The organism is Phenylobacterium sp. (genome assembly GCF_036263695.1).
In the GTDB taxonomy this organism is placed as follows: Bacteria; Pseudomonadota; Alphaproteobacteria; order Caulobacterales; family Caulobacteraceae; genus Phenylobacterium.
In genome coordinates this window covers 1-12440 of sequence record NZ_DATAGM010000441.1, presented here as the reverse complement: position 1 = coordinate 12440, position 12440 = coordinate 1, and the positions used below count along the sequence as shown (strand labels likewise).

Below are 12440 nucleotides of genomic sequence, written 5' to 3'. Positions count from 1 at the left end.
TTGCCGTTGCCGTGCTGGTAGTGCCCACGGCCATTCGACGGGCCTTCTTCCTCGACAAAGCTGGTGATCGCCACGTTCGCTCCTTGTTGTTTGTCCGCCCGACCCCGTTGGCGGGCGGTTGATTTGAATGCCGTGGACGCTGCAGCAGCGCGGTCGCCCTGTCACCCCCGTATCGCGACTATCCACAAGCCCTAGTCGCCAAGCGGACCGGGGTCGGCTAAACCCCCGCGATCCATTCATCCGAGGACGGCATGGCTCTGAAAGTCGCCATCGTCGGCCTGCCGAACGTCGGCAAGTCGACCCTTTTCAATGCGCTCACCCAGACCGCCGCGGCGCAGGCGGCCAACTATCCCTTCTGCACCATCGAGCCGAACGTCGGCGACGTGGCGGTGCCCGAGCCGCGCCTGGACGCGCTGGCCAAGGTCGCCGGCTCGAAGGAGATCATCCCCGCCCGGATCAACTTCGTGGACGTGGCCGGCCTGGTCCGCGGCGCCTCCAAGGGCGAGGGCCTGGGCAACCAGTTCCTGGCGAACATCCGCGACTGCGACGCGGTGGCCTTCGTCGCCCGGTGCTTCGAGGACGACGATGTCACCCACGTGGAGGGCCGGGTCGATCCGATCTCCGACCTGGAGATCATCGAGACCGAGCTGATGCTGGCCGACCTCGAGAGCCTGGAGAAGCGGGTGGTCAACCTGGAGAAGCGCGCCAAGGCCGGCGACAAGGAGAGCGCTACGACCCTGCGCCTCGTGAACCTCGCCCTGGCCGAGCTCAACCAGGGCCGCCCGGCCCGGATGGCCAAGGTGTCCTCGGAGGACGAAAAGGCTTGGCGCATGCTCCAGCTGCTGACCTCCAAGCCCGCCCTCTACGTCTGCAACGTCGACGAGGGCTCGGCCGCCACCGGCAACCCGCTCTCCGAGAAGGTCGCCGAGCGGGCCGCCCGAGACCACGCCAACTCGGTGGTCATCTCCGCGAAGATCGAGAGCGAGATCGCCCAGCTGGACCCGGCCGAGCGCGGTGAGTTCCTGGAGACCCTGGGCCTGGAGGAGCCGGGCCTGAACCGGATGATCCGCGAGGCCTACAAGCTGCTCGGCCTGCAGACCTACTTCACCGCCGGCCCGAAGGAGGCGCGCGCCTGGACCATCCCCGTGGGCGCCACCGCCCCGCAGGCGGCCGGCGTGATCCACACCGACTTCGAGAAGGGCTTCATCCGGGCCGAGACCATCGCCTACGATGACTACGTCCGGCTGAACGGCGAGGCCGGCGCACGCGACGCCGGCAAGATGCGTTCGGAAGGCAAGGAGTATGTCGTCCGCGACGGCGACGTGATGAACTTCCGGTTCAACGTGTAGGGAGAGCCTGGAATGGGCGAGACGATCAAGCTGACGAGCCCGGCGGACGGGTTCGAGTTCTCCGCCTATCACGAGCCGTCCTTCACGCCGCGCCGAGGCGGGGTGATCGTCATCCAGGAGATCTTCGGGATCGACCAGTACGTCCGCGCCGACGTCGCCCGCTGGGCCAAGGCCGGCTACGAGGCGATCGCGCCGGCCCTGTTCGACCGCCGTCAGCACGACTTCGTCGCCCCGCACGATGCGGACGGGATCGCCGCCGGCATCGCCCACGCGCGTTCGACGCCCATGGAGCAGGCGCTGGCCGACGTCGAGGCCTGCCGGGACTTCCTGGCGCCCCGCGGCAAAGTCTGCGTCGTGGGCTATTGCTACGGCGGCTCGCTGGCCTGGATCGCCGCGGCCCGGGTCGACGGGTTGGCGGCAGCGGCGAGCTACTACGGCAGCATGGTCAAGGCGAACGCCCACCTGAAGCCCAAGTGCCCGACCATCGTCCACCTGGGCCGCACCGATCCCGGCATCCCCGCCGACGAGGTGGAGGCGGCCGTCAAGGAGAGCAATCCAGACGTGCCGGTCTACATCTACGATGGCGCCGGTCACGGCTTCAACAACGAGAGCCCCGAGCGCTATTCCGCCGAAGCGGCCGACCAGGCCCGTCAGCGGACCCGCCACCTGTTCGACGCCGCCTGACCATGGGCGAGATGATCCGGCTGACCAGCGGCTTCGACGGCTTCGAGTTCGACGCCTACCGCGCCCCGGTCTCCGACGCCCGGCGCGGCGGGCTGGTGCTGATCCAGGAGATCTTCGGCGTCACCGATCACATCAAGGAGCTGGCCGACGGCTTCGCCGAGGACGGCTACGAGGTGATCGCACCGGCCTTCTACGACCGGCTAGAGCGCGGCTTTCAAGCCGGCTATGACCAGGACGGCATCCAGAAGGGCGTCCGCTACTCGCAGGATACGCGCTGGGATCAGGTGGCCGGCGACCTCCAGGCCGCGATCGATGCGCTGAAGCCGCCGGTGTTCGTCACCGGCTTCTGCTGGGGCGGGGCGGCGACCTGGCTGGCCGCCTGCCGCTGCGAGGGGATCTCGGCGGCGTCCGCCTTCTACGGCCGGCGGATCTCCGAGCTGGTCGACGAGACGCCCCGCTGCCCGACCATCCTGCACTTCGGCAAGACCGACGCCTCCATCCCGATGGAGAAGGTGGAGGAGATCCGCCAGAAGCACCCGGACCTGCCGGTATTCCTCTACGACGCCGGCCACGGCTTCGTGTCCGACCGACGCAGCGACTACCACGCCGACTCCGCAAGGCTCGGCCGTCTGCGCACGTTGCAGCTCTTTGCGATGAACGGCGGCGGGCGGGGCGAAGGGGCCTGAGCGGCTACCGCTCCTCGATGACTTCGCGCACGTCGGGCCGCCGCTCCAGCGTGCGGACGAGCATCGCCTGGGCCGCCAGGATGCCGATGCCCGCCGCATAGGCCGCGAACACGCCGGCGAACCGCAGTTCCGCGTCGTTGGCGGCCAGCTGCGAGTAGACGAAGCCCGCCGCCAGTACGAGCAGGCCGATGCCCATCAGCACCGACGAGGCCGTTTGACCGAAGCCGGCCTTGAAGCTCATCCAGACGTATTTGGTCAGGCCGCTGCGCAGCGCCGGGATCGCGAGGGGCACCAGCAGCGACAGGATCAGGAACGGCGCCGGCCAGACCAGTGTGCCCTTGGCCACCAGCGCATTGGGACTCTGCAGCGTCTGGAACGCGTGCAGCACCGCGCCCGAGTAGATCAGGCAGGCGGCCAGCACCGTCAGGTCCTGCATCCGCTTGAAGTTGCGCCATGCCCGCGTGAACACCATGGGCCCAAGTTAGGGGCTAAGGGCGCCGGCCGTAAGGCATGCCGGCGCCCCAAAGCCTTCACATGGCCGTTGGTCAGCCGCCCCGCTCGGCCAGGAAGCGCGCGTAGGGCCCCTCGTGCTCGCGCCGGAGCAGGGTGAAGCCGGCGTCGGTCAGCATCCGCTCGAGGATCCAGCCGAAGGTGGAGTGCTCTTCCCGGATGTGGCAGGCGCCCTCCTCGCGGGAATAGAGGGTTTCGCGGCCCAGCCAGTCGATCCAGGCCTCGGCCGCGGCGATCAGCTCGCCGGGCGGGCAGTTGAACGCCACGTCCTGAATGTAGAGCCGCCCGCCCGGCTTCAGGGCCTCGCGCATGCGCACGATGGCGATCGCCTTCCAGAAGTCCGGCAGGTGGTGCAGGGCCGACTTGGTGGTGATCAGGTCGAAGGAGGCCGGGGCCAGGGCGAACGACAGGAAGCCTGCCCGCTGAAAGGTCAGGTTCTCGCAGCCCAGCCGCGTCGCCCGTGCCTGAGCGCTGCGCAGCATCGCGGCGGAAACGTCGACGCCGACGGCGCTCCGGCACATCCGCGCCGCCTCGCAGACCATCACGCCGGTGCCGCAGCCGATGTCGGCCATGGCCATGCCGGCGGTCAGGCCGAGCTCCTTCAGGAGCGCGGCGTCGCGGTCTGCCGAGCTGTTCTGTCGCGCATCGTAGGTCGCGACCTGGGCCTCGTCCTCGAAGTCGAGGCCGACCTGCTTGAGGTCGTCGTACCACCAGTCGAATGTCTTCATGAGGGTCTCTCCATCGGCAGGGCGGATGGAGAGAGCACGTCGCCGATCCATCCGCAGGGTTTGCGGGGATCGGTCTGCGGGCCGCTAGATGCGCGCGCGCGAGTCCTTGCCCCCGAGGTGGAGGGCTACGGCTACGCAGGGGCGCAGGGCGGCGGACACGGGCGCGAGGCTACAGGCGACGCTTCGCCGGTTCAATGCCCGCCGAACGCGATCAGGCTGGTGACCGGCAGGCCCTCGAGGCGCAGACGGTCGGCGCCGCCCAGGTCCGGCAGGTCGATGACGAAGGCCGCGGCGACCACCTCGGCGCCCGCCCCGCGCAGCAGGGAGAGCCCCGCCATGGCCGTGCCGCCGGTGGCGATGAGGTCGTCCACCAACAGGACCCGCTCCCCGGCCTGGCAGGCGTCCAGGTGCATCTCGATGGCGTCCGTTCCGTATTCCAGGGCGTAGTCGGCGCTGACCGTCTTGTGGGGCAGCTTGCCCTTCTTGCGCAGGGGCACGAAGCCGGCGCCGAGCCGATGGGCCACCGCCCCGCCCAGGATGAAGCCGCGGGCCTCGATCGCGGCCACCTTGTGGATCCCCGCCGCCTGGAACGGCGCCGAAAGCGCATCGACCGTGCGCGAAAATCCCTCCGGATCGGCGAGCAATGTCGTGATGTCCCGGAACATGATGCCCGGCTTGGGGTAGTCGGGAATGATGCGGATGAGCGAGGCCAGGTCCAAGATGCGCGTCCCTCGAGGCGAGCGGCCCTGCTTATCGCCGAGCCCCGGCGGCTTGGCTATGCTGCAGCGTCTCCGGCATGGGAATCACGTGAGAGCCTGGGTCTTCGCCACGGCCGCCGCCGTCCTCGCCTCCAGCCCCGCCCAGGCCGGCGAGAGCGCCTGCTGGTTCGAGGAAGGGACCCTCGTCGTGCCCGCCGTCGTGGCCGGCGCGGCCGGCGACTACATCCTCGACACCGGAACCGCCCGCACCATCCTGCATGACACCCGCGCCCAGGCGGAAGGGTTCGAGCAGACCCAGCTGACCGGCGAGGTGCGAGTCGCCGGCGTCGTGCTGCGGGAGCGGCCCGTGGTCGTCGAGGGCCTGGACGCGCGGACCTACGCTCATCCGACGCCGATCGCCGGAGTGATCGGGGCGGACGTGCTTTCAGGGTTCGTGCTGGACGTGAGCTACAGCCCCTGCCGGATCGCCCTGCATCGCCCGGCAAGCGCCCCGCCGACGCGCGGGGCGGTCCTGCCGATGGGCCGGTTCGGCCACCTGCCCCTCGCACCGGCGGGGGTCACCGACGGCGTCCGCGGCGCGCGCGGCCCCTGGATCCTGGCCGTGAGCCAGCCGCTGCCGGCGCGGCTCAACGAGGCGGTCGCCACCGTCCCCGGCGCGGCCAAGCCGGAGGAGCTTTATCCCGGCGGGGTGTGGACCGCGCAACTCGCCGGCCTCTCGTTCGCGGGGCAGGTCGCGCCGGACGTGCAGGCCGGCCTGCTGCGGCAGGCGGAGGCGGACGGCGCCTTGGGCGCCATCGGCTCGCCCGTGCTGTCCCGGTGGACCCTGAGGTTCGACTTCCCGCGCGGGCGGCTGACCCTCAAAGAACAAGGCCCGCCGCTTGGGAGCGACGGGCCTCGGTAGCTCTCGTGGCGCTGCGCCCTAGTGGGCGACGTTGCGCCAGATCCGGCGGTAGCTGGCGTAGACCAGGCCCGCCAGGATGAGCAGGTAGATCATCGCCGCCATGCCGAACTGCTTGCGCTCGATCATCTTGGGCTCGGCGGCCCAGGTCAGGAAGGCGACCACGTCCTTGGCCTGCTGCTCGACCGTGGCGCGGGTGCCGTCGTCGAAGGTCACCCCATCCGGCCGCAGCGGCGGCGGCATGGCGATGAAGCCGCCGGGCGGCACGTGGTGCGAATCGCCCGTCCAGAAGGCCGCCAGATCGCCCGGGACGTACGGGTTGTAGTACTGGCCGGGGCTGACTTTCAGCCCGGCGGGCGGGTTCGCGTAACCCGTCAGGATCGAATAGACGTACTGCGGCCCGTGGTGGCGCGCCTTGATCAGCACCGACAGGTCGGGCGGCAGGGCGCCGCCGTTGCCGGCTCGGGCCGCCGCCTCGTTGGGGTACGGATTCGGGAACCGGTCGGCGGAGGAGCCGGGGCGCTGGATCACGTCGCCGGTTTCCGAGTCGACGTCGTTGATCTGGTACTCGGCCGCGATCGCCCGGACGTAGGGGTTGTCGTTCGGGTTCGGCCGGTCGGCGTCGTAGAACGGCCCATGCTTCTGCCCAAGGTTGCGGAAGCTCATCAGCGTCATGCCGTGGCACGACGAGCAGACCTCCCGGTAGACCTTGTAGCCGCGTTGCAGCTGGGCCTGGTCGAAGGTGCCGAACGGGCCCTCGAAGCCGAACTCCACGTGCTTGGGCGCGCGGTTCGTGGTTCCCGAGGCGAGCGCCTGGCCTGCCGAGAGGGCGAGCCCAAGCGCCGCGAGTGCGATGACTTTGCGCAGCATCTTTGGGCTCAACCTCTCGATTCGGGGGCCGCGGCCGCGCCCGCTGGCGCGGCGGCCGGATGCGACAATACAGGGGCCGAGATCGACTCCGGCACGGGCAGCGGGGTCTCGGTTAGCCCCAGCACCGGCAGGATGATCACGAAGTAGGCGAAGTAGTAGGCGGTGGCGATGCGTGACAGCCACACGTAGCTGTTCAGGTCCGAGTCCCCGAGGATGAAGGTGCTGAGGTTCGGGATCACGGGATCGTCGGGCAGCTTGGCCCCGCACCAGCCCAGCACCAGGCAGGTGATGAAGAAGATCAGGAAGTACCACCGCGCGGTCGGCCGGTAGCGCATGGAGCGCACCTTGGAGGTATCCAGCCAGGGCAGCACGAACAGCACGCCGATAGCGCCGAACATCAGCAGCACGCCGCCGAGCTTGTCCGGCACCGCCCGCAGGATCGCGTAGAACGGCAGGAAGTACCATTCGGGCACGATGTGCGCGGGCGTCACCAGCGGGTTGGCCGGGATGTAGTTGTCCGGGTGGCCCAGCAGGTTCGGACCGTAGAAGACGAAGCCCGCGAACATGATGAAGAAGATCACGATCGCGAAGCCATCCTTCACCGTATAGTACGGGTGGAAGGGGACAGTGTCCTCGACGCTCTTCACATTGACGCCGGTCGGGTTGTTGTTGCCCGGCACGTGCAGCGCCCAGATGTGCAGCGCCACCAGGCCGGCGATTACGAACGGCAGCAGGTAGTGCAGCGAGAAGAAGCGGTTTAGCGTCGGGTTGTCGACCGCGAAGCCGCCCCACAGCCAGGTGGTGATGGCCTCGCCGACCACCGGCAGGGCGCCCAGCAGGTTGGTGATCACCACTGCGCCGTGGAAGCTCATCTGACCCCAGGGCAGGACGTAACCCATGAAGGCCGTCGCCATCATCGCCAGGTAGATCAGGCAGCCGATGATCCAGAGGATCTCCCGGGGCGCCTTGTAGGAGCCGTAGTAGAGGTTCCGGAAGATGTGGATGTAGACGGCGATGAAGAACATCGAGGCGCCGTTGGCGTGCATGTAGCGCACCAGCCAGCCGTAGTTCACGTCGCGCATGATCCGCTCGACGGAATTGAAGGCGTGGTCGACGTGCGGGACGTAGTGCATGGCCAGCACGATGCCGGTCGCCAGCTGCACCACCAGCATGGTCGCCAGGATGCCGCCAAAGGTCCACCAGTAGTTCAGGTTCTTCGGGGTCGGGAAGGCGACTGCGGTCTCGTACGCCATGCGCACGATGGGAAGCCTAAGGTCGAGCCAGCGCTCGAAGCCGGTCTTCGGCTCGTAAGTGGGATGATGTCCAGCCATCGTTAGCCCACCCTGACCGCGGTGTCCGAGAGGAAGGTGTATTCCGGAACGTCGAGGTTCCGCGGGGCCGGTCCCTTACGGATCCGGCCGGAGGTGTCGTAGTGCGAGCCGTGGCAGGGGCAGAACCAGCCGCCGTAATCACCGCCGCCGAAGGTGGGCACGCAGCCCAGGTGGGTGCAGGTGCCGATCAGCACCAGCCACTGTTCCTTGCCTTCCTTGACCCGCTCGGCGTCGGCCTGAGGATCGGGCAGGTTGGCCTTATCGTCGGCGCGGGCCTTCTCGATCTCGGCTGGGGTGCGGTTGCGCACGAACAGCGGCTTGCCGCGCCACTTCAGGACCACCTGCTGGCCGGGCGGCACCTTGGTGAGGTCGAACTCGATCGAAGCCAGCGCGAGCACGTCGCCCGACGGGTTCATCTGGTCGATGAACGGCCAGCCGATGCCGACCACGGCTCCGACCGTGGCGGCGGCGGCCGCGATGTGAATGAAGTCGCGGCGGTTCGGATCGTCCGCCGCGTGTGGGTGGGATGTCGAGCCCACGTCGGTGTCAGCCACCTTCAAGCTACCCTTCATTTAAGGGCCGCGGATGCGGCCCCTCTCTCCCGCCCCTGAGGCTCAGGGGCGCTCGCTGCTCGACCGCGCCAGAGCCTCTGGTACGGTGTCGCCGAAACCGCCGGTCCGAAGGATTTATCGCAGGCCAAGAGCCCCGCGATGCCTCGCGGGGCGGCGCCCTTGATTCGTCCCTCAAAGCCCCGGTCTATTCCGTGGCGGACCGCTTAGAATGCGTTTGGCCCTTTTTCAACCGGACATTCCGCAAAACCTGGGCGCCGCCATGCGCTTGGGCGCCTGCCTGGGGGTCCCGCTGGAGGTGGTCGAGCCCTGCGGCTTCCCCCTTTCCGACCCGGCGCTGCGGCGTGCGGCCATGGACTATGGCGGGATCGGCGAGGTGGTCCGGCGCCGAAGTTGGACGGATTTTCTGGCGGCGCCGGAGCGCGAAGCGGGCAAGCTGGTGCTTTTCACGACCCGTGGCGCCCTGCCCCTCCACGAATACGACTTCTCCGCCGGCGACACCCTGCTGTTCGGCCGCGAGAGCGCCGGCGCGCCCGACGAGGTGCACGAGGCGGCCCAGGCGCGGCTCTTCATCCCACTGGTCCCCGCCGCCCGTTCGCTGAACGTCGTCACCGCCGCGGCGATCGCGGTCTCGGAAGCGTTGCGCCAGACCGGTGGATTTCCTAAGCCCACCGCATCATGACCGACGCCGCCACCCTCGAAGACTGGAACACCCGCGCCAGAGCTTGGTTCGACGCCTTGCGGGACCGCATCTGCGCCGAGTTCGAGCGGCTCGAGGAGGAGGCCCCCGCCGACCTCTACCCCGGCGAGCCTGGCCGGTTCGAGCTGAAGCCGTGGGTGCGCCCCGCGGGCGGCGGCGGGGTGATGGGCTTCATGCGCGGCGGCCGCTTCTTCGAGAAGGCCGGCGTGCACATCTCCCTGGTGCACGGGACCTTCACGCCGGAGATGGCCGCGACGATGCCCGGGGCCGACAAGGACCCGCGCTTCACCGCCACCGGCATCAGCCTGATCGCCCACATGCGCAGCCCGCGGGTGCCGGCGGTGCACATGAACACCCGGTTCCTGGCGACCACGCAGAGCTGGTTCGGCGGCGGGGCGGACCTGACGCCGACCATCGACGTTCAGCGCGATCCCAAGGCTGAGGACGCCCAGGCCTTCCACGCGGCGATGAAGGCCGCCTGCGACCGCTTCGATCCGGAGTGGTACCCGAAGTACAAGGCCCGCTGCGACGAGTACTTCTTCCTGCCCCACCGCAACGAGCCGCGAGGGATCGGCGGGATCTTCTACGACCACCACAACTCCGGCGACTGGGAGCGGGACTTCGCCTTCACCCAGTCGGTCGGCGAGGCCTTCCTGAACGTCTATCCGCGGATCGCCCGTCACCGGATGCACGAGCCCTGGACCGAGGCCGATCGCCAGGAACAGCTGGTGCGCCGCGGCCGGTACGTGGAGTTCAACCTGCTCTATGACCGCGGCACCATGTTCGGCCTGAAAACCGGCGGAAACATCGAGTCGATCCTCTCGTCCATGCCACCCCTGGTGGCCTGGCCCTAACCCCGCAGGGGCTGTTCCGAGCTTCGAGAATCAGGCTGGTGGGCCCCTCGCCTCTGGAGGGCCCGTGAGCGCGCTCGTCGATCTTTTGGAAGACTGCCGGCCCGCCGATCTGGACCGGGTGATCCCCATCGTGCAGCGGCTGCACGCCTGGCTGGGCGATGCGGCCTACGCCGGCTGCGACAAGGAAGCCTTCGTAGGCCGCACCCTGGCGCTGGCGCAGGGCGGCCGGTTCGACGCCGACCGGCGGCTCACCCTGGCCGGCGACGCCCTCGACCTCAGCGCCGCCTGCGCCCTGCCCTTCGCTGACGCCGACTACGGCCGCATCGGCGTGCTGGTCCGCGCCGCCCTGGGCGAGGCCGCAGCCCACATCCGCCACCGCGGCGAGACCGCCGACAAGAGGGTCATGCGCCGACACACCGTGCTGCCGGGCGCTCTGGTGGACGAAAGCCATGCGCAGACCCGCAGCCTGGTCGAATATGTCGCAGCCCTGGCGCGCGACCCGGGGTGCGAGCTGGTCGATGTCTGGGTTCACGGCGAAGTGTCGCCGGAGCTCGGCCGCTACATCGCCGAACGTCTGGGGCCGGCGCTGGAGCGGGTGCGGCTGTTCGCCATCGACCGCCAGCCGGACTACCTGGCCCTGCTGATGCAGCAGGGGCCCAGGACCACCCACGTCTGGTTCGAGAACCCGCTGTCGGCCGACATCAGCCTGCTGGCGCTGATCGGCCCGACGCTGATGGTCACGGGCGAGGACGTCCCGCCTCTGCAGCACGCCGACGTCTACTGGTCCTGCCGCGAGCCGGCCTACCTCGAGGCCCTGTGGCGCCGCCGCGGCGCGCCCGAGGCCTTCGTCGCCAACTACGTCCAGACCCAGGCGGTCCCGCACCACGTCGCCCCAGCCGTGCGGACCCGGAGCCGGGAGGAGCTGGGCTTGGCGTCCGACGACCTCGTCATCGCCACCGCCGGGGACCGCCTCGGCGCGGAGTTCGACCAGGCCTTCGTCGACGGCATGGGCGGCTTCCTGCTCGCCGACCCTCGCCGGCGTTGGCTTGTGGCGGGCGACTTGCCCGACTTCTGGATGTCCGCCTTCCAGCAGGTGCTGGGCCGCCAGTTCGTGCCTGCGCCCCTGGACGACCTGGCCGGTCTGCTCACGACCGCCGACCTGTTCGCCAATCCGTTCCGGCCTGGCGGGGGCGACATCGCACTCGCCGCCATCGAGGCCGGCGCCGTCGTGCTGACCCGCGATCTGGGCGATACGGCCGGCTTCGTGCCCGAGGCCCACCGAGCCGGCGACGCCGACGCCTACTTCGACCGGCTCGAGGAGCTCGCCGAGGACGCCTCGCTTCGCCAGGCCTGCGCGGCCGAGCAGCGCGCGCTGGCGGGCCGGCGCCTCGACCAGGCGAAGTTCGCCGCCGAGCTCAAGGACCTCGTCGCCCTCGCCTACAAGCGCTACCGCGCCCGACTTCCTGCCACGCTCGAAGAGATCCTTGCCCTGCGCCCGCCGGGCGTGGGCTCGCTTCGCGGGCGGGCCTAGGTACTGGGTCGAATATCCGCCATGTCGATCGCCCGCTCCTCGGCGGGCCCGGCGTCCCTCGCCGGCGCCGTTCCGATCAGCAGCGCGGCCGCCGCGCTGAAGGCGACGATCAGGGCGCTCCACTTACGCATACGTTTGGACTTTCAGAGAGTTGGCGGACGAGCCGTTAACGGTGGCCCGCCTTCGACGTTGCAGCCGCTCTAGGAATTCTTTGGATCGGCGATAAACCGCCGGATCCACTCCGCCAGCCGGGCGCGGTCGTCCGGCCCCTCCAGGGTCGCGATGGCCTGGGCCGCCTCTTCCTCGCCGATCCGCCGGCTGCGGCGGCTCTCGATCAGCGCCTTGGCGTAGGCGGGCTCGAACTCAGGGTGGAGCTGGATGGAGATGGCCGGCTGGTCGGTCCAGGCGAGCATCCCGAAGGGGCAGAAGTCGCTGCCGGCGACGGCCACCGCGCCCTCCGGCGCCTCGACCACCTGGTCCTGGTGGGAGGCCGGCGCGCGGATCTCGGCCACCGGGTCCATCCACCGCTGCGCCTCCCGGACACGGTAGCTGTGCATGCCGATGCCCCAGCCGTTCGGCGACTTGATCACCTTGCCGCCGAACGCCTCAGCCATGATCTGGTGGCCGAAGCAGACGCCCACCAGCGCCGCGTGCCCCTTGGCGGCGCGCAGGAAGTCCTTGAGGCGGGCGATCCACTCGGCGTCCTCGTAGGCGCTGGCGGGGGAGCCGGTGATCACATAGGCGGCGCAGGCCTGCGGATGGTCCGGCAGCCGACCGGCCACGACGTCGAAGGTTTCGTAGTGGTAGCCGGGCCCCAGCAGCCGGCGGAACATGGCCGGATAGTCGCCGAAGGCAGCATTCAGCTCCGAGGGCGGCGCGCCGGTCTCGAGGACGCCCAGCCTCAATAGACCATCCCCTGGGCGACCGCCTTCAGCTTCTCAATGGCCGCCAGCTTGTCGTCGATGAAGTCGTGGTCGATCCACCAGGCCTCCACCTCCTTCAGCACCTGGC

General features: G+C 69.5%; 16 protein-coding genes. 7 read left to right on the top strand and 9 right to left on the bottom strand.

What is annotated here, in order from left to right:
* The first annotated feature begins 251 nt into the window (after nucleotides 1–251).
* From ychF to VHK87_RS17790, 3 genes are read left to right on the top strand one after another with little or no spacing between them, the layout of a single operon-like run.
* Nucleotides 252–1349, top strand: coding sequence for a redox-regulated ATPase YchF (gene ychF, locus VHK87_RS17800; protein ID WP_329636232.1), 1098 nt, complete (start codon nucleotides 252–254; stop codon nucleotides 1347–1349).
* A gap of 12 nt (nucleotides 1350–1361) precedes the next feature.
* The gene (locus tag VHK87_RS17795) at nucleotides 1362–2033 is read left to right on the top strand and encodes a dienelactone hydrolase family protein (RefSeq protein WP_329636231.1); all 672 of its coding nucleotides are present in this window, start codon (nucleotides 1362–1364) and stop codon (nucleotides 2031–2033) included.
* Between the two features lie 2 nt (nucleotides 2034–2035).
* A complete protein-coding gene (locus VHK87_RS17790) occupies nucleotides 2036–2719 on the top strand; it encodes a dienelactone hydrolase family protein (RefSeq protein ID WP_329636230.1) in 684 nt (227 codons plus the stop codon).
* Nucleotides 2720–2723: 4 nt separating this feature from the next.
* On the opposite strand, the gene VHK87_RS17785 is transcribed toward VHK87_RS17790, so the two are convergent.
* The 3 genes from VHK87_RS17785 to VHK87_RS17775 all read right to left on the bottom strand — a co-directional run bounded on the left by VHK87_RS17785 (nucleotide 2724) and on the right by VHK87_RS17775 (nucleotide 4676).
* Nucleotides 2724–3191, bottom strand: coding sequence for a hypothetical protein (locus tag VHK87_RS17785; RefSeq protein WP_329636229.1), 468 nt, complete (start codon nucleotides 3189–3191; stop codon nucleotides 2724–2726).
* A gap of 73 nt (nucleotides 3192–3264) precedes the next feature.
* The gene (locus tag VHK87_RS17780; protein WP_329636228.1) at nucleotides 3265–3957 is read right to left on the bottom strand and encodes a class I SAM-dependent methyltransferase; all 693 of its coding nucleotides are present in this window, start codon (nucleotides 3955–3957) and stop codon (nucleotides 3265–3267) included.
* Between the two features lie 191 nt (nucleotides 3958–4148).
* Nucleotides 4149–4676: an adenine phosphoribosyltransferase gene (locus tag VHK87_RS17775; RefSeq protein WP_329636227.1), complete on the bottom strand. Its 528-nt coding sequence runs from the start codon at nucleotides 4674–4676 to the stop codon at nucleotides 4149–4151.
* 88 nt (nucleotides 4677–4764) lie between these two features.
* Between VHK87_RS17775 and VHK87_RS17770 the strand changes: the two genes are divergently transcribed.
* Entirely contained in the window at nucleotides 4765–5577 is an 813-nt protein-coding gene (locus VHK87_RS17770) for a hypothetical protein (protein ID WP_329636226.1), read from the top strand.
* 18 nt (nucleotides 5578–5595) lie between these two features.
* Here the strand turns inward: VHK87_RS17770 and VHK87_RS17765 are convergent, their stop codons facing one another.
* From VHK87_RS17765 to petA, 3 genes are read right to left on the bottom strand one after another with little or no spacing between them, the layout of a single operon-like run.
* The gene (locus VHK87_RS17765) at nucleotides 5596–6444 is read right to left on the bottom strand and encodes a cytochrome c1 (RefSeq protein ID WP_329636225.1); all 849 of its coding nucleotides are present in this window, start codon (nucleotides 6442–6444) and stop codon (nucleotides 5596–5598) included.
* Between the two features lie 8 nt (nucleotides 6445–6452).
* Nucleotides 6453–7775 (bottom strand): cytochrome b/b6, encoded by a 1323-nt coding sequence (locus tag VHK87_RS17760; RefSeq protein ID WP_329636224.1) that lies wholly within the window; start codon nucleotides 7773–7775, stop codon nucleotides 6453–6455.
* A gap of 2 nt (nucleotides 7776–7777) precedes the next feature.
* Nucleotides 7778–8329: a ubiquinol-cytochrome c reductase iron-sulfur subunit gene (gene petA, locus VHK87_RS17755; RefSeq protein WP_329636234.1), complete on the bottom strand. Its 552-nt coding sequence runs from the start codon at nucleotides 8327–8329 to the stop codon at nucleotides 7778–7780.
* A 226-nt stretch (nucleotides 8330–8555) separates the two neighbouring features.
* On the opposite strand from petA, the gene VHK87_RS17750 reads away from it, so the two are divergent.
* The 3 genes from VHK87_RS17750 to VHK87_RS17740 all read left to right on the top strand — a co-directional run bounded on the left by VHK87_RS17750 (nucleotide 8556) and on the right by VHK87_RS17740 (nucleotide 11429).
* On the top strand, nucleotides 8556–9026 hold the full coding sequence (locus VHK87_RS17750) for a tRNA (cytidine(34)-2'-O)-methyltransferase (protein WP_329636223.1): 471 nt from the start codon (nucleotides 8556–8558) through the stop codon (nucleotides 9024–9026).
* Complete coding sequence (hemF, locus tag VHK87_RS17745; protein ID WP_329636222.1) at nucleotides 9023–9898, top strand: oxygen-dependent coproporphyrinogen oxidase; 876 nt, start codon at nucleotides 9023–9025, stop codon at nucleotides 9896–9898. Before VHK87_RS17750 ends, hemF begins: the two co-directional genes overlap by 4 nt.
* 64 nt (nucleotides 9899–9962) lie before the next feature.
* On the top strand, nucleotides 9963–11429 hold the full coding sequence (locus VHK87_RS17740) for a hypothetical protein (RefSeq protein ID WP_329636221.1): 1467 nt from the start codon (nucleotides 9963–9965) through the stop codon (nucleotides 11427–11429).
* Here the strand turns inward: VHK87_RS17740 and VHK87_RS17735 are convergent.
* The 3 genes from VHK87_RS17735 to VHK87_RS17725 form a co-directional block, all read right to left on the bottom strand.
* A complete protein-coding gene (locus VHK87_RS17735; RefSeq protein ID WP_329636220.1) occupies nucleotides 11426–11560 on the bottom strand; it encodes a hypothetical protein in 135 nt (44 codons plus the stop codon). The two genes, VHK87_RS17740 and VHK87_RS17735, sit on opposite strands and share 4 nt — an antisense overlap.
* A gap of 69 nt (nucleotides 11561–11629) precedes the next feature.
* A complete protein-coding gene (locus tag VHK87_RS17730) occupies nucleotides 11630–12334 on the bottom strand; it encodes a glutamine amidotransferase-related protein (RefSeq protein WP_329636219.1) in 705 nt (234 codons plus the stop codon).
* Nucleotides 12331–12440: hypothetical protein (locus VHK87_RS17725; RefSeq protein ID WP_329636233.1), on the bottom strand; the 110-nt coding region annotated here is incomplete at its 5' end. The genes VHK87_RS17730 and VHK87_RS17725, both read right to left, overlap by 4 nt.